The organism is Teichococcus aestuarii (genome assembly GCF_042651065.1).
In the GTDB taxonomy this organism is placed as follows: Bacteria; Pseudomonadota; Alphaproteobacteria; order Acetobacterales; family Acetobacteraceae; genus Pseudoroseomonas; species Pseudoroseomonas aestuarii.
Map to the genome: position 1 here is coordinate 16,958 of NZ_JBHSCH010000031.1, position 23,197 is coordinate 40,154.

At 71.5% G+C, this 23,197-nt stretch carries 19 protein-coding genes and 1 pseudogene; 8 read left to right on the plus strand and 12 right to left on the minus strand.

Annotation, left to right across the window (positions count from 1 at the left end):
- Positions 1-4: 4 nt before the first annotated feature.
- From ACFOY6_RS13230 to ACFOY6_RS13265, 8 genes are all read right to left on the minus strand, one after another.
- Positions 5-661: a DedA family protein gene (locus tag ACFOY6_RS13230; RefSeq protein ID WP_109515990.1), complete on the minus strand. Its 657-nt coding sequence runs from the start codon at positions 659-661 to the stop codon at positions 5-7.
- Positions 662-894: 233 nt separating this feature from the next.
- The gene (locus ACFOY6_RS13235; RefSeq protein ID WP_379651123.1) at positions 895-2,454 is read right to left on the minus strand and encodes a glycosyl hydrolase; all 1,560 of its coding nucleotides are present in this window, start codon (positions 2,452-2,454) and stop codon (positions 895-897) included.
- Between the two features lie 583 nt (positions 2,455-3,037).
- Entirely contained in the window at positions 3,038-4,798 is a 1,761-nt protein-coding gene (locus ACFOY6_RS13240; RefSeq protein ID WP_379651125.1) for an ATP-binding protein, read from the minus strand.
- Between the two features lie 220 nt (positions 4,799-5,018).
- Complete coding sequence (locus ACFOY6_RS13245) at positions 5,019-5,456, minus strand: YqaA family protein (protein WP_109515993.1); 438 nt, start codon at positions 5,454-5,456, stop codon at positions 5,019-5,021.
- Positions 5,453-6,205: a DeoR/GlpR family DNA-binding transcription regulator gene (locus ACFOY6_RS13250; protein WP_379651127.1), complete on the minus strand. Its 753-nt coding sequence runs from the start codon at positions 6,203-6,205 to the stop codon at positions 5,453-5,455. The genes ACFOY6_RS13245 and ACFOY6_RS13250 overlap by 4 nt, the downstream gene beginning before the upstream one ends.
- A 53-nt stretch (positions 6,206-6,258) precedes the next feature.
- Positions 6,259-7,272: a 4-hydroxythreonine-4-phosphate dehydrogenase PdxA gene (gene pdxA / locus ACFOY6_RS13255; protein WP_379635993.1), complete on the minus strand. Its 1,014-nt coding sequence runs from the start codon at positions 7,270-7,272 to the stop codon at positions 6,259-6,261.
- Positions 7,269-8,516 carry a four-carbon acid sugar kinase family protein gene (locus ACFOY6_RS13260; protein WP_379651129.1) on the minus strand — a complete coding sequence of 416 codons (1,248 nt, stop codon included), beginning with the start codon at positions 8,514-8,516 and terminating at the stop codon, positions 7,269-7,271. Before ACFOY6_RS13260 ends, pdxA begins: the two co-directional genes overlap by 4 nt.
- 442 nt (positions 8,517-8,958) lie before the next feature.
- Complete coding sequence (locus tag ACFOY6_RS13265; protein WP_379651131.1) at positions 8,959-13,464, minus strand: choice-of-anchor I family protein; 4,506 nt, start codon at positions 13,462-13,464, stop codon at positions 8,959-8,961.
- Between the two features lie 208 nt (positions 13,465-13,672).
- Between ACFOY6_RS13265 and ACFOY6_RS13270 the strand changes: the two genes are divergently transcribed.
- From ACFOY6_RS13270 to ACFOY6_RS13295, 6 genes are all read left to right on the plus strand, one after another.
- Positions 13,673-14,272, plus strand: coding sequence for a hypothetical protein (locus ACFOY6_RS13270; RefSeq protein WP_379633587.1), 600 nt, complete (start codon positions 13,673-13,675; stop codon positions 14,270-14,272).
- A 7-nt stretch (positions 14,273-14,279) separates the two neighbouring features.
- Positions 14,280-14,981, plus strand: coding sequence for an endonuclease/exonuclease/phosphatase family protein (locus ACFOY6_RS13275; protein ID WP_379633585.1), 702 nt, complete (start codon positions 14,280-14,282; stop codon positions 14,979-14,981).
- A 102-nt stretch (positions 14,982-15,083) separates the two neighbouring features.
- The gene (locus ACFOY6_RS13280) at positions 15,084-16,127 is read left to right on the plus strand and encodes a sulfate ABC transporter substrate-binding protein (RefSeq protein WP_379651134.1); all 1,044 of its coding nucleotides are present in this window, start codon (positions 15,084-15,086) and stop codon (positions 16,125-16,127) included.
- Positions 16,124-16,942, plus strand: a complete 819-nt coding sequence (gene cysT / locus ACFOY6_RS13285) for a sulfate ABC transporter permease subunit CysT (RefSeq protein ID WP_379633583.1) — start codon at positions 16,124-16,126, stop codon at positions 16,940-16,942. Before ACFOY6_RS13280 ends, cysT begins: the two co-directional genes overlap by 4 nt.
- Complete coding sequence (gene cysW / locus ACFOY6_RS13290) at positions 16,939-17,766, plus strand: sulfate ABC transporter permease subunit CysW (RefSeq protein WP_379651136.1); 828 nt, start codon at positions 16,939-16,941, stop codon at positions 17,764-17,766. Before cysT ends, cysW begins: the two co-directional genes overlap by 4 nt.
- Positions 17,763-18,809 carry a sulfate/molybdate ABC transporter ATP-binding protein gene (locus ACFOY6_RS13295; protein WP_379651138.1) on the plus strand — a complete coding sequence of 349 codons (1,047 nt, stop codon included), beginning with the start codon at positions 17,763-17,765 and terminating at the stop codon, positions 18,807-18,809. Before cysW ends, ACFOY6_RS13295 begins: the two co-directional genes overlap by 4 nt.
- A 37-nt stretch (positions 18,810-18,846) precedes the next feature.
- On the opposite strand, the gene ACFOY6_RS13300 is transcribed toward ACFOY6_RS13295, so the two are convergent.
- Positions 18,847-19,071, minus strand: a complete 225-nt coding sequence (locus tag ACFOY6_RS13300) for a hypothetical protein (RefSeq protein ID WP_379651140.1) — start codon at positions 19,069-19,071, stop codon at positions 18,847-18,849.
- 208 nt (positions 19,072-19,279) lie between these two features.
- Here ACFOY6_RS13300 and ACFOY6_RS13305 point away from each other — a divergent pair, with 208 nt between their 5' ends.
- Entirely contained in the window at positions 19,280-19,651 is a 372-nt protein-coding gene (locus tag ACFOY6_RS13305; protein ID WP_109516005.1) for a cupin domain-containing protein, read from the plus strand.
- Positions 19,652-19,912: 261 nt separating this feature from the next.
- Here the strand turns inward: ACFOY6_RS13305 and ACFOY6_RS13310 are convergent, their stop codons facing one another.
- Genes ACFOY6_RS13310 through ACFOY6_RS13320 form a run of 3 tightly spaced genes read right to left on the minus strand, consistent with a single transcriptional unit; the run spans position 19,913 to position 22,181 of the window.
- Positions 19,913-21,007 (minus strand): DUF3618 domain-containing protein, encoded by a 1,095-nt coding sequence (locus tag ACFOY6_RS13310; protein WP_379651142.1) that lies wholly within the window; start codon positions 21,005-21,007, stop codon positions 19,913-19,915.
- Positions 21,004-21,396, minus strand: coding sequence for a phage holin family protein (locus ACFOY6_RS13315; protein ID WP_109516007.1), 393 nt, complete (start codon positions 21,394-21,396; stop codon positions 21,004-21,006). Before ACFOY6_RS13315 ends, ACFOY6_RS13310 begins: the two co-directional genes overlap by 4 nt.
- Positions 21,396-22,181, minus strand: coding sequence for a hypothetical protein (locus ACFOY6_RS13320; RefSeq protein ID WP_379651144.1), 786 nt, complete (start codon positions 22,179-22,181; stop codon positions 21,396-21,398). Before ACFOY6_RS13320 ends, ACFOY6_RS13315 begins: the two co-directional genes overlap by 1 nt.
- A 416-nt stretch (positions 22,182-22,597) precedes the next feature.
- Between ACFOY6_RS13320 and ACFOY6_RS13325 the strand changes: the two are divergent.
- Positions 22,598-22,868, plus strand: a pseudogene (locus ACFOY6_RS13325) (transposase); the annotation flags it as partial.
- Between the last annotated feature and the right edge of the window lie 329 nt (positions 22,869-23,197).

The window sequence follows — 23,197 nt, forward strand, 5'->3', positions numbered from 1 at the left end:
CGGCTCAGACGGCCAGCCGGTTCAGCGTGCGGCCCTTCTCCGGGCCAGGCGGCAGGGTGGCGCCCCCCTGCGGCAAGGGATGCGGCTGCGGCTCGGCCGCGGGCTGCGCCGCCCTGCCGCGGCGGCGGTGCTGGACGAAGCGGAAGATCAGGTAGAGCACCACGGCGCCACCGATGCCGGCCAGCGCGTAGCTGGTGTAGCGCTCGCCCAGCCAAGCCACCAGGAACCAGCCGGCGGCGACGAAGGACGCGGCCCAGAGCCCGGCGGCGATGAAGTTCAGCGTGGCGAAGCGGATGCGCCGCATGCCGGCGATGCCGCAGGCGGCCGAGGCCACGTTGCGCACGCCATAGACGAAGCGGAAGGAGAGGACGAAGAGCGTGCCGTAGCGGTCCAGGAAGCGCAGCGCGGTGGCCATCCGCTTCTCGGCGCCGGGGATCTTGCGGACGGCGCGCATGCCGTAGCGCTGGCCGAGGGTGAACCAGAGTTGGTCCCCCAGGAAGGAGCCGAGCCAGACGGAGACCATCAGGATCCAGGGATTGATCAGGCCTGTCGCATGCCCGGCGGCGGAAGCCAGGATGACAAAGGTCTCGCCCTCGAAGAATGCCCAGGCCGCGGCTGCGAGATAAGCCAGCGCCCCCCAATCCGCCCAAAACTCGGCCACGCTTGCCCCTCCCTGTTCGCAGTGACGAACGATGGGCAATTTAACAGAAGAGTTGAACCACAATCTCACGCGAGCGTGAAATTTTTCGCCTCACAAGAAGAGAAAAACGCCGCCAATGGCAAAGCCAGCGCCTTGTGAGGGGGCAATGTTGACGTTTCGATACAAGAGCGTCTTTTTAAGCGCGGGTGGTCCGTTGGCGGCCAGGGGGCCCTGCGGCCCCCTGGCGCACTGTCTCAGGCCAGGTAGTAGTCGCTGCCCGACAGGCTGCTGACACCGTCGAGCGTCAGCTTGGTGACGGAGCCGTCCTGGGCGCGAATGCTCCAGGTGGAGCCCTCGTTCCACAGGCTGACGTCGGAGCCGAAATTCTTCAGCTCCAGCCTGTCCTCTCCGCGGCGGAAGTCGGTGATGGTGTCGTGCCCCTCGCCCTTGCCGATGATGAACACGTCACGCCCGCCGCCTCCGGTCAGGATGTCGTTGCCGCCGGCGCCGTTCAGCCGGTTCTGGCTGTCATTGCCGATGATGATGTTGTCCAGCCAGTTCCCTGTGCCCTGCGACCAGCCGGTGCCGAAGAAGGTCAGGTTCTCCACATGCTCGGGCAGGGTGTAGGCGGAGAGCCAGGTCAGGACGCTGTCCACCCCCTCGCCCGCCTTCTCGATGGCACGGTCGCCGGCGCTGGAGACCTCGTAGGTGTCGTCACCCTTGCCGCCATGCATGGCGTCGCCGCCACCCAGGGAGAAGTACTTGTCGTTCGCATCGGTGCCGAACCAGGTGTCCTGGCCACGCGTGCCCCAGGCCTGCCGGGTGGGCGCGTCGGACGCGGCGGCGCCACCCGGAGCGGCCTCGCCATCGTTCCCGGCCGTGTTGCCTTCATCCGGTGAACCGGCATCCGGTGAATCGGCGGGCGCCTCGGGCACGGGCTGATCAGGCTTGTCGTTCCACTCCGGCTGATCCACCGTCTTGCCGGAGAACATCGAGCGGAACGTGGCGCCCGTCGTCGGGTCGCTGTTGTCCGAGATCTTGCCTGGGAAGGACGAGTTGGAATCCCAGTAGGCATGGTAGACCACGTCGTGGCTATCGAACCACGCCTTGGCGGCCTTGACGAAGGGGCTGGCGGCGTCGGTCATCACGCCCCATTCGGAATAGGCCGTGGGCTTGCCGTGCGCGTCCGCGAAGTCCTGGTGCCACTTAAGCCCGTACTTCTGGTTGACGACGTTGTTCCAGGCCTTGGCCGGATCGCGGTCGGCGAACTGGGTGTTCCAGTAGAAATCCATGCCGACGATGTCGACATAGCCGTCGCCCGGATAGGCCCTGGAGGGATCCATGCCGCCGTAGGATTCGTTGACGTTCCACTCGAACTTGAAGCGGTCCGACACGGAGCGGAAGGTGTCCACGAACTCGCGGAAGGCTTCCTTGAACGCCTCCTCCTTGCCGATCGCGCTCCAGGGGAACCAGCCGCCGTTGAACTCCCAGCCGGTGCGCACATAGATCGGGTCGTTGCCGGATTGCGCCCCCGCCAGGGTCTGCGCGACCTCGCGGTAATACTGGTTGTACTGGCCCGAGGCGGCCTTCTCCAGCGTGGCACCGTCATAGGTGATCAGCGGCACCGACCAGAAGGGGTCGCGCCCGGCATTGTTCCACAGGCGCTCCGCCATCCACTCGGCGCTGTTGGTGAAGTCTTTCCAGTTGGCACCGCCGACGACGGCGTGGACGACATCCACATCGCGCCCCAGCCATTTCTCGAAATTGTTGAGCTGCGAAGGCTCATTTCCGACGTACACGCCGAGAAGGGTCATCTTGAATCCTGTCAAGCGTCGCCGGAGTCCCGAATTCCTCTGTCATGCAAAGGAAAGTCCGGAAGCGTCCGGTCTTGTGGCGCTCTCCCGATCATGCCCGCGCTTTTTTGCAGGCATCCGGGAATGCCGAAGCCCTAGATTATTTCTCACATTGTGTCGAGCGCACCGGATCGTGCGTTCGCGCATGAAACCAACGACATCTTTCAGTTCTCGGGAAATCTCTTTTCCCGACGAGAATTTATCGAAATATGAACTCCGATTTTCCGAATATTCCCGGATATTTTTCAACCCCAGGTGGCTTTCGGCCCTGAACCTGGATTGCTGGCGCTGAAAGGATGGGGCCTCTGCCCTGCCGCCCTCGCAGGTGGCCCGATGCCGCGCCGGGGAGGAAAAGCATAGGTTACAGGCCGGTAAACCAGCCTCCATCATTTCAGCGTCCCTGCCGGCGCGGTGCCGTCCGCGCCGCTTTCACGCAGCCCCTTCGGGCGGCGGGGGCGCGGGCCCGGCATCCCCTGCCCGAAAAAATTGGCGGAGCTGACGGTTTTTTCCCCTCACGCAACCTTATGGATCGAATCAGGGCCTTTCAGGCCAACGGAGAATCCATCCTGGTGCTGGGCAGCCAAAGCGAGACGGTGGTGCCCTGCCCCGGCTGGCTGCGGATCGCCAGCGCGCCGCCGGACTGGCCGGCGAAGGAAAAGGCCATGGCCAGACCCAGCCCGGTTCCCTGGCCCGGGGGCTTGGTGGTGAAGAAGGGCTCGGTGGCGCGGGCCAGCGTCTCACTGTCCATGCCCAGGCCGGTATCGGTCACATCCAGGCGGATGAACTGCCTCTGCGAAAGCTCTGGCAGTGCCGCGCGGGAAGGATCGGCGGCGTCCGGCGGCGGGTCGCCTGCCCCGGCCAGCCTTGCGCTCATCACCAGCCGGCCGCCCTGCGGCATCGCATCGCGTGCATTCAGCACGAGGTTGATCAGCACCGTCACCAGCTGCCCGCGGTCGGCCAGCAGCGGCGGCAGGTCCGGCCCGGCCTGCACCGAGAGGGTCACCTGGCCCGCCCCCAGCGTGGGGGTGACGACCTGCCGGACCTCCTCCAGCAGCGAGAGCGGCACGATGGGCGCGGCGCGCAGCCCCTCGCGCCGGACGAAGGCCAGCAGCCGCCGCGCCACCGCCACACCCCGCCCCGCGCCCTCGCGCAGGCCGGCGAGCAGATAGGCCGCCTCCGGCTCCTGCTGCTGCAGGGCGGCGCCATGGCGCTTCTCCAGCAGCGTGATGCCGGCGAGCATCACCGCCGCGGCATTGTTGAAGTCGTGCGCCACGCCGCCGGCGAGCTGGCCCAGCGCCTCCAGCTTCTGCGCCTGCCGCAGCCGCTCCTCCATCGCCAGCCGGCGCTCGCTCTCCTCCGCCACGCGCTGCAGCGCCACCCGCTCCGCCTGGGTGCGGCGTATGGCGATGCCCGCGGTGGCCAGCAGGGTCAGGGAGGCGACGCCGGCCACGGTGCCATAGGCGATCATGTTGCGCCGCCAGCGCTCCAGCAGGCTGCTGACATCGGCCCGCAGGGCGACGAAGGCGGATTGGTTCCTGATGCGCCGGTAGGCGAAGACCGCTTCCACCCCGTCATGCGGGGAGATGGCCATGGCCACCCTCCCATCCGGATTGCGGCTCACCGCCTGCTGGAAGGGGCCGCCCGCCGGGAAGCGGGCGAGCGGCATGGAGCGCCCCGGCGCGGCATGGTGGGCGAGGATGGTGCCATCCAGCCGCACCAGCGCCGCATAGCGCAGGAAGGGCGGCACCGTCTCCTTGTAGAACTGCGCGAAATAGGTCGGGCTCATCGCCACGTGCAGCGTGCCGATGAAGCGGCCCTCCGGCGTCAGGCGGGGCCGGCTGAGCGCGAAGGATGCCTCCTGCGTGGCGCGGCCGACGAAGGGCGCACTGACATAGGTGCCGGGCGCGCCCTGCTCCCTCGCGCCCAGGAAGAAGTCCCGGCCGGCAATGCTGACGTTGCGGTCCCAAGGCTGGCTGCCGGCCAGCACCTTCCCTTGCTCATCCGCCACCCAGATGGAGACGATCTGCTCCAGCGGCGCGGCGAGCTGGCTCAGGTAATCGCTGACGCCGGGCGCGGCGATCGCCTCCGGCTCCATCCCCCCGACATGCTGCTCCGCCTGGGTCAGGATCAGCTCGGCCGTGTCGAACACCTTGGCGGCGTGCTCGTGCAGCACCGCGGCGCTCCGGGCCATGGCGTCGCTACCCTCCCGCAGCACTTCCGCGCGGTTCCACCAGGCGGCTATGGCGAACACGCTGGCTGGCACCAGCACCGCCGCCACCAGGACGAGATGTTGCGCCCGCTTCACCGGCAGGTTCTGGTCAAGCAGAGCCGCGCCCGCAGCGTGGCGTGGCGGGTTCGCTTCTCTCGGAATGCCGGTGTAGCCCCACCGCAAAGGGACGGCGCAGGCCGCTCACGCTCCATGGATGGTTTGGTAGAGCAACGCTTACGCTGTGACAATCTCGGAGAAGGGTGTAGGTCATTTTTACCCGCTCCGCGCGAAAAGCCGCGGCCTGTCCGCCCCGCTCTCAACCGAGGCCGATGCTCGCCCAGGCCAGCAGCACGTAGCGCCCCACCTTGCCCAGCGCCACCAGGAGCAAGAAGCGCCAGAACGGCACACGCAGGACCCCTGCAACGACCGTCAGGGGATCGCCCACCACCGGCACCCAGGCCAGCAGCAACGACCAGAGGCCGAAGCGGCCGAACCAGCGCTGCGCCCGCGCCAGCCCCGCCGCGGAGACCGGGAACCAGCGGCGGCCCTTGAAGCGCTCCAGCGAGCGCCCGAGCCACCAGTTGGCCGCCGAGCCGGCGACATTCCCCAGGCTGGCCGCGAGCACCAGCAGCACCGCCGGGTGCTCCCCGCCCAGCAGCAGCCCCACCAGCAGCGCCTCCGACTGCGCGGGCAGGATGGTGGCCGCCACCAGCGCGGCCAGGAACAGGCCGCCATAGGCCGCGAGATCGGTCATGCGGCGGGGAGGATGCGCAGCCCGCCCGCCAGGAAGGCGGCGCAGGCCGCCGCCGGCGCGTCGGTCACCAGGTGCCAGCCCGGCCGCAGCGGTGTCCAGCAGGGCTGCCCGGCGCGGCCCAGCTTGGTGGCATCGGCCAGCACGAACACCTCGGCCGCCTGCGCCGTCATCAGCGCCTTCAGCGCCGTCTGCTCCAGCGTCGCCTCGCACAGGCCGCGCTCCGCCACCACCCCGTCGGCGCTGGTGAATGCCTTGTCGGCGGTCATCTGCCGCAGCGCCTGCTCGGCCAGGGGGCCCGTGGTGCCCATGCTGAGCGGCCGCACCACCCCGCCCAGCACGATCAGCTCGATCCCCGGCTCGCCGGCCAGCAGCGGGATCAGCGGCAGGTTCCCGGTGATGACGCGCAGCCGCCGCCCGCGCAGCAGTCGCCCCAGCGCCGCGACCGTGGAGCCGCCATCCAGGATCAGCGTCTCGCCATCCCGGATGCGGGCCAGCGCCGCCGCGGCGATGGCGGCCTTGGCGGCGCCGTTCGATGCCTCCCGCGTGCCGAGGCTCTGCTCGGGCAGCGGCGGGGCCAGGATCGCGCCGCCATAGGTGCGGGCCACGGCGCGGCGCGCCGAGAGGTGCTGCAGGTCACGCCGGATGGTGGAGGGCGAGACGGCGAAGCGCGCCGCGAGGCGGTCCACATCCGCCTCGCCGGCGGCGATCGCGGCCAGGATCGAATCCTGGCGCGCGCGTCTCTGTCGCATGGCAGGCTCCCGGAGCAGATCGCCGTGGAAGGGAACGGGCGCGCGGGGGCGCCTCAGGCGCCGCGCCTCGGCGCCAGTTCCGAGGCCTGGCGCAGCGCCTCGACCAGGCTGCCCTCGTCGGCGATGCCCTGGCCGGCGATGTCGAAGGCCGTGCCATGGTCCACCGAGGTGCGGATCACCGGCAGGCCCACGGTGATGTTCACCCCCGCCTCCAGCCCCATCACCTTCACCGGGGCATGGCCCTGGTCGTGGTACATGGCGACGACGAGGTCGAAATCGCCACGAGCGGCGCGGAAGAACAGCGTGTCCGCCGGCAGCGGGCCATCGACCTTCCAGCCCTTCGCCCGGCATGCCCGCACGGCGGGGATGATCTTCTCCTCCTCCTCGCCCTGGCCGAACAGCCCGTTCTCGCCCGCATGCGGGTTGATGCCGCAGACGCCGATGCGCGGCTCGGCGATGCCTGCTTTCACCAGCGTCGCGTGCCCGCGCGCGATGACGCGCTCCACCAGCCCGGGCTCGATCTTCCGGATGGCATCCATCAGCCCGATATGCGTGGTGACGTGGATGACGCGCAGCTTCGGCGCCACCAGCATCATCGACACCTCCGGCGTGCCGGTCAGATGCGCCAGCAGCTCGGTGTGGCCCGGATATTTGTGCCCGGCGGCGTGCAGCGCCTCCTTCGAGAGCGGCGCGGTGCAGATGGCATCCGCCTCCCCCGCCTCGACCAGCCGCGTGGCGCGCTCGATGTAGCGGTAGGCCGCCTCCCCCGAGACGGGCGAGAGCTGGCCGAAGGGATGCCCGGCCGGGATCAGGCCGAGGTCGATGCAATCCACCGTGCCGCGGGCGAAGCGCGCCTCGGCCGGGGCGGCGCGCGCAGCGACGGCGAGGCCGGTGCCGGTGATGGCCCCCGCCTCGCGCAGCCGGGTGGCGTCCCCCACCACCAGCGGCCGGCAGAGCGCGTGGACATCCGCCCGCGCCAGCGCCTTCATGATGATCTCGGGGCCGACGCCAGAGGCATCACCCATGGTGATGGCGATGATCGGGCGGGTGTCGTTCGCGGTGGTCATGCCTGAGCCTCCTGCTGCAGCCAGGCACGCAGGCGCTGCCGCGCATGGCCGATGGTCTGTGCGCCGCCGAAGCCGCCCGCCTTGGTGATGACGGGCGTGGCGCGGCCGCCCCGGGCGAGGCCGAGCGGCACTCCGGGGGCGATCTCCTCCAGCAGGCGGATGCTGTGGACGCCAAGATGCGCGAGCAGCGCGCGGGCGGTCTCGCCCCCCGTGGCGAAGAGGCCGCCGGCGGCCAGCCCCGCCGGGCGCAACAGCGCCGCCAGCGCCTCGGCCAACGCTGCCCCCTGGCGCAGATCGGCGCCCGGCTCCTCCTCGATGATGGCCAGCGCGTCCTCGCCGGCGGCGATGGTGGCGGCGATGGCACCGGCGGTCCCGGCCCATTCCCCAGGCCCGGCGCGCAGCAGCGCGGGTGCCAGGCCGAAGCGGCGCAGCCCTCCCGCCGCCAGGGCCTCCGCCGCCGCGACGCGGGAGGCCTCGGCCATGCTGCCCACCACCAGCAGCAGCCCGGTGCGGCGCGGCGGCGGGAGCGAAGGCGGCGGCGCATGCCCCATGGGCAGGGCCCCGGCCAGGGCCGCCGCGAGCCCGCCCGAGCCCACCCAGATGACGGACCCCGCCAGCGGCAGGGTGGCGCGGGCGATGGTGGCGAGATCCGCCTCGGTGGCCGCGTCGCAGACCAGCGCATCCTGGCCGGCCTCCAGCGCCGCGCGCACCGCCCGCGCCGCCGCGCCGGGCTCGGCGCGCAGGGCGGCGAGCGGCAGCAACGCCGTGGTCATCCCCGCCCCTTCCAGCACGGCGCGCAGATCGGCATCGGGGTAGGTGTGGTCCCGCCGCCAGAGGGGCGAGGCTTCCAGCGGCGCGCCCTGCAGCCGGACGCGCCCATCCTCCATGGTGCGGCCTGTGGCGGGGAAGGCGGGCGAGACCACCGCCAGGGCCGGCCGCCCGGCGGCGCGGAGCGTGGCGAGGCTGGCCGCCAGTTCCGCCGCCGGCTGCCCGCGCAGGGTGGAATCCATCTTCTTGTAGAGGGCGGCGCCCGGGCCCGGCGGCGCCGCCAGGAGCGCGGCGTGGCGCGCCGCCGCCTGCGTGGGCGGGAGGCGCCGGCTGTCGGCGTCGATGGCCAGCACCGTCTCCTCCGCGATTCCTGCCGGGCCCCAGGCCACGGCGGCGGCATGGCCGCGGCGCGCGAAGGACACCGCGCAATCCGCAGCGCCCGTCAGGTCGTCGGCGAGGATCAGCCAGCGCTGCATCGGTCGGCTCCGGGGCTGGCCAGGGACAGGTCTCCGCAGACAGGAAGGGGCGAACATAGTGCCATTCCGGGGCGCGGCAAGAATCTGCGCGCAATGCGCAGATCGTCCTGCGGAAATCCCGCATGGCGTGCAGGCCCATGCGGTGCGGCCCCGGCATCCCGGCCACGCGCGGCGGCGCCCTGCTCCGCCCCGGCCCGGGCCGGGCCGGGCCGGGGCAGGCCGGGGCAGGCTGGCGCGGGGGCTGCCTCCGGCCCGGCGGCCGGCCTGACCTGGCCCGACATCCCGAACAGCCACAGCCAGGACCGGCAAGACCGCCTCATCCCCTGCGAAGAGGACGGCCGGCAAGGCGCTCTACGCCATCTGCGGCAACACGCAGGGCGTGGCGGGCGGCTGGGGCCCCGCCCGGAAGGCGGGGAGGGTCGCTCCCCTCCCCGCCCGGGCCTCAGGCGATGACGGCGTAGGGCGTGCGCCCTTCCGCGCTGCCGAACTCCAGGAAGTGCAGCAGCGGGTTCATCCCCGCCGCCGCCACGTCGGAATTCGCGGCGAGATAGGCATCCGTGTCGAAGCGGCTGCTGGCGTCGCGGCCTTCCTTCCAGCCGAAGGCGTTGTAGTGCGCCAGGGCGTCGATGCCCGCCGCCGCCACGTCGGGATTGGCCGCGAGGTAGGCGTCCGTGTCGAAATAGCCGTTCGGGTCGCGCTGCTCGGCGCGGCCATACATTTCCCAGTGCTGGCGGGCATCCATGCCGGCGAGGCCCACATCGGGGTTGGCCAGCAGGTAGTAGCCGGCGTCGAAGCCGTCCGCCGAGACATCGCCGATGGCGGCCGTGACGATGCGCCCCTCCACCGCGCCGTGCAGCAGGTAGTGGGTCAGCGGCAGCATCCCGGCCTCCGCCACATCGGCGTTGCGGGCCAGGTAGGCTTCGCCGTCGAACCAGGCGGAGGGATCGCGGCCCTCCTGCCAGCCGAAGAGGATGTAGTGCTCCAGCGGAAGCATGCCGGAGGCCGCCACATCGGGGTTCGCCGCCAGATAGGCGTCGGTGTCGAACAGGGCGTTCGGGTCGCGCCCCTCGCGCCAGCCATGCTGGTTGTAGTGGTCGAGCAGGTTGACGCCGGCCGCCAGCACGTCGGGGTTCTGCGCGGCGTAGTGGATGGCGTCGAACAGCGCCCCGCCCTGGTCGAGCCGCACCGTGCCGTTGGCGAAGGTGATCTGCTCGATGCCCTCGGCGCGGATGACCTCGCCATTCCCGCGCAGCGTCATCGCCGTCCCGCCCATGCGGGAGACGCTGTAGGACAGGATGTCCTGGCCCAGCACCAGCGTGTCGAAGCCCGCGCCGCCGTCGATGATGTCGGAGCCGCCGCCACCGGCCAGCCGGTCGTCGCCCGCGCCGCCGCGCAGGATGTCGCGCCCCGCCGTGCCGGCCAGGCTGTCGGCGTCCGCGCCGCCCATCTGCTCCTGCGCCAGCACGCCATCCTCGCGCAGGGCGAGGTTCTGCACCCGGCTGTCCTGCGCGGCGGTGGTGTCGGCCTCGTCGAAGGCGGTGCCGGCGCTGCCGTGCCGGGCCAGCAGGTACTCGGCCAGCGCGTCCTGCTCGGTGCCGCGGGTGGCGAAGCGGCTGGCGCCCTCGGCCAGCAGATCGCTGCCCTGCAGGTCGATGCGGTCCTCGGCGTAGACGCCGATCGGGTAGCCGTCGCCGCCATCGGCCAGGTAGCTCAGCGTGGTCATGCGGATGCCGCGCGACGCATCGCCCACCAGCGCGCCATCCTGCACCAGCGTCTCGATGACGAAGCCGTCCGCATCGACGATCGCCAGGTTCTGGATGCGCGTGCCGGCCACCGCCACGCTGCCATCGGCGTTCAGCCGCTGCGCCGTGCCGGAGGGGTCGTAGGAGAAGGAGAGGCCGCCCACCTGGCCGAAGGAGCCCGGCGTGGCACCCGGCGTGATGCCGGAGACGGCGTGCTCCACGATCCGCAGCAGCTCCTCGGCCGATACGGTGACGATGGAGAGCGCGTTGTTGAAGCGCAGCGAGTTCTCGATGTCGAGCTGGCTGATGGCGCCCGACGGCTTGCCGGCATCGGGGTTGGCCAGCGGCGGCAGCTCGCCCGCCTCGGCGCCGGTGCCGATGCTGCCGATCTCGGCGCGGATGCCGCCGCCATTCTTGATCGAGACGCTGACCGCCGCATCCACCTGCTGCGCCAGCCAGAGATTGGCGTCGGCGGTGAGGTTGCCGAGATTGGTCTCCTCGGTGCGCACCTCGCCGCGGCGGCCTTCGAGGAACACCTCGGTGTAGCCGAGAAGCTGGCCGTCCTTCTGGTCGATCACGGTGCCGATGGCGTCCGTCAGGCCGCGCACCATGCCGCCGCGCGTGCCCTGAGCATAGGCGTCCTCGTTGCCCCACAGCGCGGCGACCGTCTCCTCGGTCGTGGCGTAGGCGCCGGATTGGGCGGCATCGACGCTGTCGCGGATGATGCGGCCCTCGGCGTCGAAGGTCACCACCAGCCGGCCGACATAGGAGTATTCGCTGCCGGTGTTGACCACGGCGACAGTGCCGCCATCGGCGCCCTCGACGAAGACCGGGTAGCCCTGCGCGGCGCTGTCGCCCGGCAGCAGCGCGTCGGTGCCGTCGGCGAAGACGGCGTGGCTGCCGCCGGCGATGATGACATCGACGCCGCTCAGCTTGCCGGCCAGCTCCAGCTCCAGCTGGTACTGCTGCAGGTGGCTGAGCAGGATGATCTTGTCGAGGCCCTGCGCCGCCATCTGGTCGACATAGGTCTGCAGGATGCTGGCCAGCTCGTCGGTGTTGTTGGCGCCGCCATCACCGGCGGGGTCCTTCACCACCGTGCCGGAGGGGGAGGAGATGCTCTGCAGCAGCTGGGTGGTGACGCCCAGCACGCCGATGGTCTCGCCATTCTCCTCGAGGGTGGTCCAGGGCGCGACCTGCGCGTCGGCCGCCTCGGCGGTCAGCGCCGCCGCGTCGCCCAGCTCCGCGGCCGTGGTGGCGTAGCTGGCTGCGTCGCGCAGCGCGGCGGTGAACAGGGCGCGCATCGCCGGGTCGGCGCTGAAGTCGAGATTGGCCGAGAGGTAGGGGAACAGCGCGCCGATGGAGGAGACGGCGGCGGCGGTGCTGCCGCTGCCCTTGGCGAAGTCGATGGCGGAGGCCAGGGCGTTGGAGCCGAGGTCCCACTCATGGTTGCCGAACACGCTGGCCTGGATGCCGAGCGCGTTCATGATGGCGATGTCGGCCGCCGCCGGGTTGGCGGCGAGGCCCGAGAGCTGCTCCACCGGCACGCCGAGCAGCGTGGCGTAGAGCTGCCGCAGCGCGCCGCTCACCCCGGAATCCGTGCCGGCGGCGATGAACGGGCCGGGGAGGAAATTGTCGCCCGAGGAGAGGGTGATGCTGTTGGCGACGCTGTCCTCCAGCCTGTCGACGATGGCGGCGAAGCGGCTGGCGCGGTCCACCGCCGCGAGGCCCGCCTCGAAGTCGGAAGCGTGCAGGATCTGCAGCGTGTAGGTGCCGTCGCCCTCCACCTCGAGGCGGGAGGCCTGCACCTGCCCGTCGCCCTCGCCGGGTGCGATCAGCACCGGGCCGCCGGCGGTGTCCACCACCTGGATCACCTCCGGCGCGTCGCTGGTCGGGATGAGGCCGGCATAGGTGACATCGGTGGGCGAGTCGATGCGGAAGGCCATCACGGAGTCGGTGCGCTCCAGCGCCACGAAGGCGTGCAGCACGCCATCGAGCTCCGCCAGGGTGACGCTTTCCGGCTCCGGCCCCTTGTTGTCGGAGCGGCCGTCGTCGAACAGCTCGGGGAACTGCTCGATCAGCACGCGCTCCATCATGTCGCCGGAGTCGAAGGTCTGCGTCAGGCCGCTGTCGGCCACTTCCCAGATGGAGAAGGAGCGGCCGCCGAGCGTGGTGATGACGTCGATATCGCCATCGCCATCCGTGTCGCCCTCGGTGGTCAGCACGTCGATGCGGCCGAGGCGCGCGTCGGATTGCAGCTCCGCCACCGCCGCGGCGCCGCCGAAGCTGTCAGCGTCGAGGGTGACGTTCTTCAGCCGGTCGGTGTCCGCGTAGTCGCCCCACTCCCGCGCATCGCCCTCATTGGCGGTGACGAGATAGGTCTTGCCGTCCCGCGTGAAGGTGGCGAGGCCATCCGGCATGTAGAGGCCGGAGACGGGCGCGGTGACGATGGCCGGGCCACCGTCACGGTCCGACGGATCGAGCCCCTGCCCGGCCACCGAATGGTCCTTCGTGCCCAGGGCGTGGACGGCGGTGAAGGCCATGCCGTCCAGGTCCAGCACGGCGACGGCGTTGTTCTCCTGCAGCGTCACATAGGCGGTGCGGCCATCGGCGGAGAGCGCGATGTATTCCGGCTCCAGATCCGTCGCGGCCAGGGTGCCGGCGGGGCCGGTGATGCGCACGCCCGCCGCCCGCAGCGCCGCCGTGTCGAAGCCACCGAAATCGACGAAGGTGCTGGTGCCGGCCGCGACATCGATCACCGCCACGCCGCCGGCCGGGTCCGCCGCGTAGTCGTCGGTCGGCTCGCCCTCGATGGCGACGAGCAGGCGGCTGCCATCGGGGGTGAAGGTCACCATGTCCGGCACGGCGCCGACCGTGACGCTGCGCAGCAGCGTGGCGCCGATGCCGGCGGCGTCGAGCTGGTAGAGGGCCACGGTGCCATTGCTGCCGGGGGTGGCGCCGTCATAGGCCACCGCCACCACGTCGCCATGCACGGCCACGCTGTTGCCGGTGCCGAACGGCTCAGCTCCGGCCGCCGGCAGCGAGAAGGCCAGGCTGCCATCCTGCATGCGGAGCGCGTCGACGCCATCCGGCCCCAGCACCAGCACCAGCTGGCGCGCCTCGTCGAAGGCCACCACTTCCGCGCCCCCGGCCGTGCCGCCGCTGGCGGTGTCATGACTCCAGAGCGAGGTAGATGTCAGTCCCGTCATGGCGCGATTCCCGATCCGCTGATCCTGGCCGCGCCTTACCCAGGCCTTAACGGGCCGACATGCGCGGTTTTATGAAATTTGCATTCCCGCCGGACCGGCCGGGGATTGCGGCGGCAGGCCGGCCTGCACCGAAAGCGCCCGCCGCACGTTAAGGCTCCGCCCCCGGCCGATGGCTGCGGGCCAGGCCCAGGCGCGGAGAGGAGATGCCATGTCATTGCTGACCAAGGACGACCTGCGGCCCCATTCGGCCTTCGCCTGGGCCTGCCTGCTCGCCCTGGCCGGCACCGGCCTGGGGCTCTGGCTGCTGGGCCGGCAGGGCGCGGCGCTGGGCACCGCCGCCGCGCTGCTGGGCTGCCTGGGTCTGGTCCTGCCGCCACGCGAGCGCATGGGCGTGCTGCCGCACCGGCTGCGGGCCTTGCCGCGCGGGCTGGACGCCACGCCCGTGCTGGCCACGCTGCTCTCCACGCCGGGCTATGGCCTGGGGTGGTTCTACCGCCCCGGCCCCTATGACGAGGTGGTGCACCTGGTCAACGGCGTGCTGGCCGGCGCCGTCTTCCTTGCCCTGCTGCGGGCGGATGGGCGGCACCGGCCCGCCCGCGGCCTGGTCTGGGCGGCGGCGGCCTTCGGCCTGGCGCTGGCCATCGGCTGGGAGGTGTTCGAATGGGCGACCGGGCTGATCGGCGATGGACTGGACACGGTGACGGACGTGGCGCTGACCGCGCTGGGCGCGGTGCTCGCGGCCGCCTGGGCGGTGTGGCGCGATTCCCCTGCCCCGCAGGCGCCGCGCCTCTCCGATTCCTGCCGCTGAGCGCCATATGCTCGTCGCCACCTACAACATCCATCGCGGTCGGGGGCCCGCGGGGTGGTTCCGCCCCGCCCGCATCCTGTCCGTCATCGCCGAGATCCGCCCGGACCTGATCGCCTTGCAGGAGGCGCAGCACTACCTGCGCCGGGAAACCCCGATGCTGGAGGAGGCCGCGGTGGCGGCGCTGGGCCTGCGCCCGCTGCGGGTGGCGGAAGCGCCGGCGCAGCAGGGCTGGCGCAGCAACGTGGTGCTGGTGCGGCGCGACGCCACCTTCCTCCGCCCGCCTGAGGGGCTGCGCCTGGGCGGGATGGAGCCGCGCGGCGGGCTGCTGGCGGAGCTGGACCTCGGCGCCGGCCCATTCCGCCTGATCTCGGCCCATCTCAGCCTCGGCGCGGCGCGGCGGCGGCTCCAGGCGCAGGCCCTGCTGGCGGCGATGCGGACCGGCTCCGGTCCCCGCATCCCCACCCTGTTGCTGGGTGATCTCAACGAGTGGCGGCCGGGCGCCTCGGCGCTGGGCGTGCTGGAGCCGGTCTTCGGCGCGCCGCCGCACCCGCCGAGCTTCCCCGCCTTCCGCCCCTGGCTGGCGCTGGACCGGATCCTGCTGCACCCGCCGCACTTGGCGCCGCAGGTCGTGGCCCATGACACGCCCCTGGCGCGGCGGGCCTCCGACCATCTTCCGCTCAAGGCCCGGGTGACGCTTCCGCCCGCCTGAAACGGGCGCGGCCGCCGGAGGGCGCGTGGGGCACCTCCACGGAAACATTGCATCGCGGCGGCCCAGGCTGGATGATCCGTGCCTGGAGAGAGTGAGGTCCCGATGACCCTGCCTGCTCTGCCTCGCCGCCTGCTGCTGGGCACCGCCCTGGGGGCCTCCCTGGGAGCCTCCCTGGGGGCCGCCGCACCGCACGCCGCGCGGGCGCAGGGCGCCGCCCAGCTCCTCAACGTCTCCTATGACCCGACGCGGGAATTCTACCGCGCCTTCAACGCCGCCTTCGCCGGGCAGTGGAAGGCGAGGACCGGCCAGACGGTGCGCGCCAATGCCTCGCATGGCGGCTCCGGCCGGCAGGCGCGCGCGGTGATCGACGGGCTGCAGGCCGATGTCGTCACCCTCGCCCTGGCCTACGACATCGACGCCATCGCCGAGCGCGGGCTGATCGCGCCGGACTGGCAGAAGCGCCTGCCGCACAACAGCGCACCCTACACCAGCACCATCGTCTTCCTGGTGCGCAAGGGCAACCCGAAGGCCCTGCGCGACTGGGGCGACCTGGCGAGGCCGGGCGTCTCCGTCATCACCCCCAACCCCAAGACCTCGGGCGGGGCGCGCTGGAACTACCTGGCCGGCTGGGCCTGGGCGCTGCGCCAGCCGGGCGGCGAGCGCGCGGCGCAGGACTACCTCGCCACCCTGTTCCGCAACGTGTCGGTGCTGGACACCGGCGCGCGCGGCTCCACCACCAGCTTCGTCCAGCGCGGCCAGGGCGACGTGCTGCTGGCCTGGGAGAACGAGGCGCACCTCGCCCTGGCCGAGTTCGGCACCGACAAGTTCGACATCGTCCACCCTTCCCTCTCCATCCTGGCCGAGCCGCCCGTGGCGGTGGTGGACCGCAACGTGGACCGGCGCGGCACGCGCGCCCTGGCCGAGGCCTATCTCCAGGCGCTCTACGCGCCGGAAGGCCAGGCGCTGGCCGCGCGGCACCACTACCGCCCGCGCGACGAGGCGGCGCTCGCCGCCGCCGGAGACCGCTTCCCCAGGCTCGAGCTGGTGACCATCGACGACCCGGCCCTCGGCGGCTGGAGACGGGCCCAGGCCACCCATTTCAACGATGGCGGCCTGTTCGACCGCATCTACCAGCCCGGGCGATGACGCCGCGGCGCCGCGATCCGCTGCCGGGCTTCGGCCTCAGCCTCGGCGTCACCCTGCTCTGGCTGCTCGGCCTCGTCCTGCTCCCGCTGCTGGCGCTGCTGCTGCGGCCGCTGGAGCTGGGGCCGGCGGGCTTCTGGCATTCGGTGACGGAGCCGCGCGTGCTGGCCGCGCTGCGGCTGTCCTTCCTGGGCGCCCTGGCGGCGGCGGCGGCCACGGTGCCGCCCGGCCTGCTGGTGGCCTGGGTGCTGGTGCGCTACCGCTTCCCTGGCCGGCGCCTGCTGGACGGCATGGTGGACCTGCCCTTCGCCCTGCCCACCGCCGTGGCCGGCCTCGCCCTCACCGCCCTCTACGCGCCGAATGGCTGGCTGGGCGCGCCGCTGGCCGCGCTGGGGCTGAAGGTGGCCTACACGCCGCTCGGCGTGGTGCTGGCCATGGCCTTCGTCGGCCTGCCCTTCATCGTCCGCACCGTCGAGCCGGTGCTGCGCGACCTGCCGCGCGAGGCGGAGGAAGCCGCGGCGACGCTCGGCGCCAGCCGGGCGCAGACGCTGTGGCGCGTGGTGCTGCCGGCGCTGGCGCCCGCCTTGCTGGCTGGCTTCGCCATGGCGGCGGCGCGCGCCATCGGCGAGTATGGCAGCGTCATCTTCATCGCGGGCAACATGCCGATGGTGAGCGAGATCGCGCCGCTGCTGATCGTGGTGCGGCTGGAGCAGTTCGACTATGCCGGCGCCGCCGCCGTGGGGGTGGCGATGCTGGCGCTGTCCTTCCTGCTCCTGCTGGCGCTGAACCTGGTGCAGCGCCTCTGGCGCCGCGCATGACGCCCTCCACCACCGAGCCGCGCGGCCTGCGCTGGCTGCTCATCCTGCTCGCCGCGCTGCTGCTCGGGGTGTTCCTGCTGCTGCCGCTGGCGGCGGTGTTCACCGAGGCGCTGCGCCGTGGCTGGCCCCCCGTGTGGCAGGCGCTCTCCGACCCCGACGCGCTGGCGGCCATCCGCCTCACCCTGCTGGTGGCCGCCATCGCCGTGCCGGTGAACACGCTGGGCGGGCTGGCGGGCGCCTGGTGCATCGCGCGCTACCGCTTCCCCGGCCGCGCCCTGCTGCTGGCGCTGATCGAGCTGCCCTTCTCCGTCTCGCCGGTGGTGTCCGGCCTGGTCTGGGTGCTGCTGTTCGGCGCGCATGGCTGGTTCGGCCCCTGGCTGGAGGCGCGCGGCCTGCAGATCATCTTCGCCGTGCCGGGGCTGGTGCTGGCCACGCTCTTCGTCACCTTCCCCTTCGTGGCGCGCACGCTGGTGCCGCTGATGCAGGAGCAGGGACGCGAGGCGGAGGAGGCCGCCGCCACCCTCGGCGCCTCCGGCTGGCAGAGCTTCCGGCGCGTGACGCTCCCCGGCATACGCTGGGCGCTGCTCTCCGGCGTGCTGCTCTGCAACGCCCGGGCCATGGGCGAGTTCGGCGCCGTCTCCGTCGTCTCCGGCCATATCCGCGGGGAGACCAACACCATGCCGCTGCATGTCGAGATCCTCTACAACGAGTACCAGTTCGTCGGCGCCTTCGCGGTGGCGGCGCTGCTGGCGCTGCTGGCGCTCGTCACCCTCGGCGCCAAGGCGCTGGTGGAGCGCGGCACGGCGCGGGGCGCGGCCGCATGAGCGTGGCGGTGCGCGGCCTCACCCGCCGCTTCGGCCCCACCGCGGCGCTGCGCGACATCGCGCTGGAGACCCGGCCCGGCGAGTTCGTGGCGCTGCTCGGCCCTTCCGGCTCGGGCAAGACGACGCTGCTGCGCATCCTCGCCGGCCTCGACTTCGCCGACAGTGGCACGGTGGAGATCGAGGGGCAGGACATGTCCGCCGTGCCGGCGCGGGCGCGGCGGCTGGGCTTCGTGTTCCAGAACTACGCGCTGTTCCGGCACATGAGCGTGTTCGAGAACGTGGCCTTCGGGCTGCGCGTGCGGCCGCGCGCCGCCCGCCCGGGCGAGGCCGAGATCGGCCGCCGCGTGCGCGCGCTCTTGGAGCGGATGCAGATCGGCGCGCTGGAGCGGCGTATGCCGGAGCAGATCTCGGGCGGGCAGCGGCAGCGCGTGGCGCTGGCGCGGGCGCTGGCCATCGAGCCGCGCCTGCTGCTGCTGGACGAGCCCTTCGGCGCGCTGGACGCCGAGGTGCGCAAGGGCCTGCGCCGCTGGCTGCGCGACCTGCACACCGAGATGGGCCTGACCAGCCTCTTCGTCACCCACGACCAGGAGGAGGCGCTGGAACTGGCCGACCGCGTGGCGGTGATGGAGGCCGGCCGGCTGGTGCAGATCGACACGCCGGAGCGGCTGGTGGAGGCGCCGGCCACCGCCTTCGTCGCCGGCTTCCTGGGCCACGCGGCGCGGCTGCCGGGGCGGCTGGCAGAGGGGGCGCTGCATTTCGAGGGGGTGCCGCTGCCACCCCTGCCACGCGCCGCCCTGCGCGCCGCCCCGGCGCAGGACGGGCCGGTCCTGGCCTTCATCCGCGCGCATGAATGGGCGGTGGCACCGGCGGCGGCGGGGGAGGCCAACGCCACCCTGCGCAGCCAGCGCCCCGCCGGCGGCCATGCCCATGTGGAGCTGGACCTCGCGGGCCATGTCATCGAGGCGGAGGCGCCGCTTGGCCTGCTGCGCGTGGGGCAGCCCTGCCGCCTGGTGCCGCAAACCGCCCGCGCCTTCGCCGCCTGAGCCGCCTGCCTGAACTGGCTTTCCGGGCGCGGCGCCGTCAGGGTGGCAGCAGCACGCGCAGCGGCCCGGGCGCGTCCGGCACCTTCACCGGCAGGGCGCCGGCCGGGTCGCCATCCATCTGCTCGAGGGCGGAGGCGCCCTCGAGCCGCACGGCCCCGGCGCGCCGGATCTGCACGCTTGCCATCCGCGGCAGCAGGTTGAACGGCAGCGCCGCGCCGTAGGACGCCGCCGCCAGCGGTCCGGAGCGGCGGAACAGCACCACATGGAAGCCTTCCTCGCCGGGCAGGGCATCCGGATGCCGGGCACGGAGCCGCCGGAGGCCGGCCCGGCGAGACGCGCGCTTGCGGCGGCGGAGATCAGGACGGACAATCCACCGCGCGCACTCCCGCCCCGGGACGGCGCCCATGTCAAGAACCGCTTCCGGCATGCCCGCGGCATGCACGGGCTGAGCATTGGAGGGAAAAGGCGCCATGAGCCAAGCCGATGAATTCCACAATCTCGATTCAGGAACAGGCGGCATCCTGCGCGAACTGGCGCCCGGCCTGACCACGCGGATCTTCGCGGGGGAGCAGGCCATGCTCTCCGTGGTGACAATCGCGCCGAATGCGGAAGGCAAGGTGCATTCCCACCCGGAGGAGCAATGGGGCGTGCTGCTGGAAGGCAGCGCCGTGCGCATCCAGGGCGGGGAGGAAATCCACGTCGGGAAAGGCGATTTCTGGCGCACGCCCGGCGGGGTTCCGCACACCATGCGGGCCGGGCCGGAGGGCGCGCGGGTGCTCGACATCTTCAGCCCGCCGCGGCCGGAATACCGCGTCGCAGGCTCCGGGTTCGGCACGGGCTGACAAGCAGCCTCGGCGCATGAGGGCGCCAGAGGCGGAACTTCATCAGCTTGGCTGGCCACCCCTGCCCGGAAGGCCGTCCACCACCCTGCCCGTGACGCTCTTTCCGGTGACGCCCCAGCTCGTGACGCCCGGGCGCGCCTTCTCCCAGCGGACAGCAACCACGCGGGGGAGATAGACCCGCATGATGGTGTCCGCCGGCCGGCATACTGCCGGCCGGCGGATGGCTAGGAAGGCATCAGGCTTCGGCGCCTGAGCGCTGCCTCACCTCTGCCCCAGAGTGGTGGAGGTGCTGGCATCCTTATGCGCCGTACCGCTGCTGCTGCTACCCGCGACGCCGGTGCCGCTGCCAGTTCCAGGGCCAGTGCCGGTACCAGCGCCGGTGCCGCTGCCGCGCACCGCCTGCTCCACCGCACCACCGGTGGCCGATACCGTGCCGCCACCCTGCTCCTTCAGCTTCTCCTTGCCATGCTCATAGGTCTCGGCGAGTGCCTGGCCGATGCCCTGCGCCTGGGTGGTGACCGCATCCTTCGCCTGCTCGTACTGCGTCTCCGCCGTCTCGCGGAGCTGGCGGGCGGTGGCCTCGCTGGCCTCACCCATCAGCCGGTCCTCGGTTTCCGTGCGAGGCAGCAGGGCACCCAGCGCGGCGCCGACCGCCAGGCCCAGCGCGCCGATCAGCAGAGGCTGCTCGGTGGTGATGCGGTTCCAGTTTTCACCGGCCTGCCGGCCGAGATGACCGGTGCCCTCCGCCAGGCGGTTGTAGTGATGCGAGGCGGCATCGCGCGCATCATGCTGGTACATCCGGGCCCTGTCTCCCGCGCTTCCGGCCGTGCTGGAGACACGGTCCGTCATATCGGAAGCCGTCTGGCCGATGGAGGCGGCGGCGTCCTTGACGCTCTCCTTCGCGCCCGCCACGGCGTCGCCCAGCCGGCTGCCCAGGCCCGGTGCGCTCGGGCCGGAGGACGTGCCATGGCTGGAAGCCGAGGTGGTGGTGACCGTGGGCGCCGGCAGCGCAGGCTGGCGCGGCGGAGACAGATCGCGCGGCGGCGGCATGTAGTGGCTGCTGCGCGGCGCACCGCCATCCCGCCCCGACATGATCAGCCAGCCGATCCCGGCGCCGATCATCAGGACCGGCAAGGGATTGTCGCGAACCGCCTGGCCAAGATTGCGCGCAAACTGCGCGCCGCCGGCGTTCCGCGCATAATCCAGCGCCTGCTCGACAAGCTGACCTGGCGCCATGCTGCCGCGCAGGGCCTCGATGGTCTCGTTCACCCGCGCGCGGGTGCGCTCGACATCGCTCTCGATCTCGGCGGCCGACTGGCCACGGGGATCGGTGGTCTGGTCGTTGCTGTGGCTCATCGCACGGCCTCCTTGGCGAGGGTAGCATCCTGCGACACCTGATGGGCGGCGCGCTGCGGGATCAGCTGCGTTGCCCGCAGGCGATTGACGCCAGTGCGGAGCAGCACGAAGCCGACCACTGCGGCCAGGACGCCGACGATCAGGCTGGAGAGCGCCGTGGACAGCCCCAGCGTGACCAGCCAGGCTGCCAGGGCCTGCAGCAGGATCACCAGGCCCGCCATCAGCAGGGCGGCGGCGACAGCGATGCTGCCGACCCCGCGCCCCACCTGCCCGACCGCCTCGTTCATCTCGGCCCGCACCAGCTGGACCTCTTTGAGGACCAGGGTCGAGGATTGCTGGACCAGGTCGCCGAGCAGATCGGGGACGGTCCGGTTGCCTTCGTTTGCCATCAGGATGTCACCTCATCACCACGCGGCATGCTGCCGGGCTGGCCGGTACCGGGGCGATGCGCCGCGGCGCCACCCAGCGTGGCGGCGGGCATCGTCACCGGCTTGGAAGGGGCGCCGGGCGCAGCCGGGTTGCTGACCCATCCGGGAGCCGGGCCGGCCGCACCTGCGGTGCCGGTGCCGGTGCTGCCCGTGCCTGTCCCATACCCCGTGCGGCCCGCGCCCATGGCGGGTTCAGCGCCCATGCCGGCAGAATGGCTGGACCGCTGCGCGCCGCCCGTCCGCGCTCCACCCGACATGCCCTCCGACAGGCCCACACGCGCGAAACGGGTGATGGCGAAACCCGCCAGCACCGCCGCACCGAAGAAGGCCGTCGGCTGGCGGCGGGCGAAGCCGTTGACCTGCTCCACCAGCTCACCCACGCTGCGCTCGCGCAGGCTTGAGGAAATGCCTTCGACGGATTCCGCCGCAGCGCGCACATGACGCGCGATCTCGGGCGAGCTGTCCTCGAGGTCGTCGGCTACGCGGCGCACGGCATGGGCCAGCCCTTCGGCCCGCTCGGCACCAGCGGCCTTGCCCTGCTCGGCCAGGCTCTCGGCGCGCTCGGTCGCGGCTTCGGTGATGTCGCGCTTCTTCTGTTTCGCCTCGTCCGCCAGGCTGGCGGCGGCGTCCTTGGCATCCTGCCGGATATCCGGCATCGCCTCACGCGTCTTTCCCTCCTGCTCCGTCGGCTTCGCGCCGAACGGAGTTGTGGAGGGAGATGGCGTCTGCGGAGAATGTCCGCTCATGCTCTGGCCCTTTTCTACTCGTCATCCTGATCAGAACCCGAGGGCGGGCGATCGACAAAGGACGCAGTTGCCGAGAGCCCCGAAGGTTCCCGACATTTTTTGCCTTAGGACAGATGACGCGCCGGACAGACCGCCGAAGCCCCGCGCCGCCCGATCGGGAAGGGGGATGAAGGGAGATACGCCCGATGAGGGTGCCGGGAGCGGCAGCAGGCGGCGTCTCCCGCATGGCAGGAAGTTTTACCGCCAGTGGCGCCGCATTGAGGGCGTGCTCGGCGGACTCCGAGGGCTGGCGCCGCCTCGCCATGCGCCATGGCCCCTACGCGTGCATCTTTCCGTCCACCATCTGCCTCGTGGACATCAGCCCGTTGTTATCGAGAGATTTTTCCGCGAGAGCGCAGGCCGTGCTCCATGGTCATGTGATTGCCTGCAAGGCGTACCCGAACGATGGATCTGATGAAGCCTTGGGCGCTGGTTGCACCTTCTGAGTCTTCTGCCGCAAGACGCAGGGCGGCATGATCGCAGTCGGCGCGAGGTGTTCCATGGCCTGCGCTATGTTGTGAAGAGCGGTGTACCGGGCGCTGGATGCCGAATGGCCTTCCGGAGTGGACAACCCTTGTCGACCAGCAGGCGCAGCGCTGGTTGGCGGCAGGCTGCTTCGAGGCGGTGGCCAAGGATCTGCGCATCGTGCCGTGATGGAATTCTCAGGCGTCGTTTCTGTGAGGAACTGCAGATCTCAAGTCTGAAGGACAGTCGAGGAGGCGCTCTGAATAGCTTTTGAGGCAGGCAAGCTCGAGGGCAGGAAGCAGAAATCCTCTGCCTTTATTGCCTTGGCCTTGATCATTTCAGGATGATCGGACGCACAGCGCCTACTGTGCCAGCACCATCCAAGCAGCTTCCAGACCAGCGGCCCTCAGAAGAGCCGACATGCGGATTTAAATGGCAGTATGGAAGTTATGGCGTCCCCAACGGGAGGGCCTTCCAAACCTATTCACAATAGGCTGATTCTATTGATAATT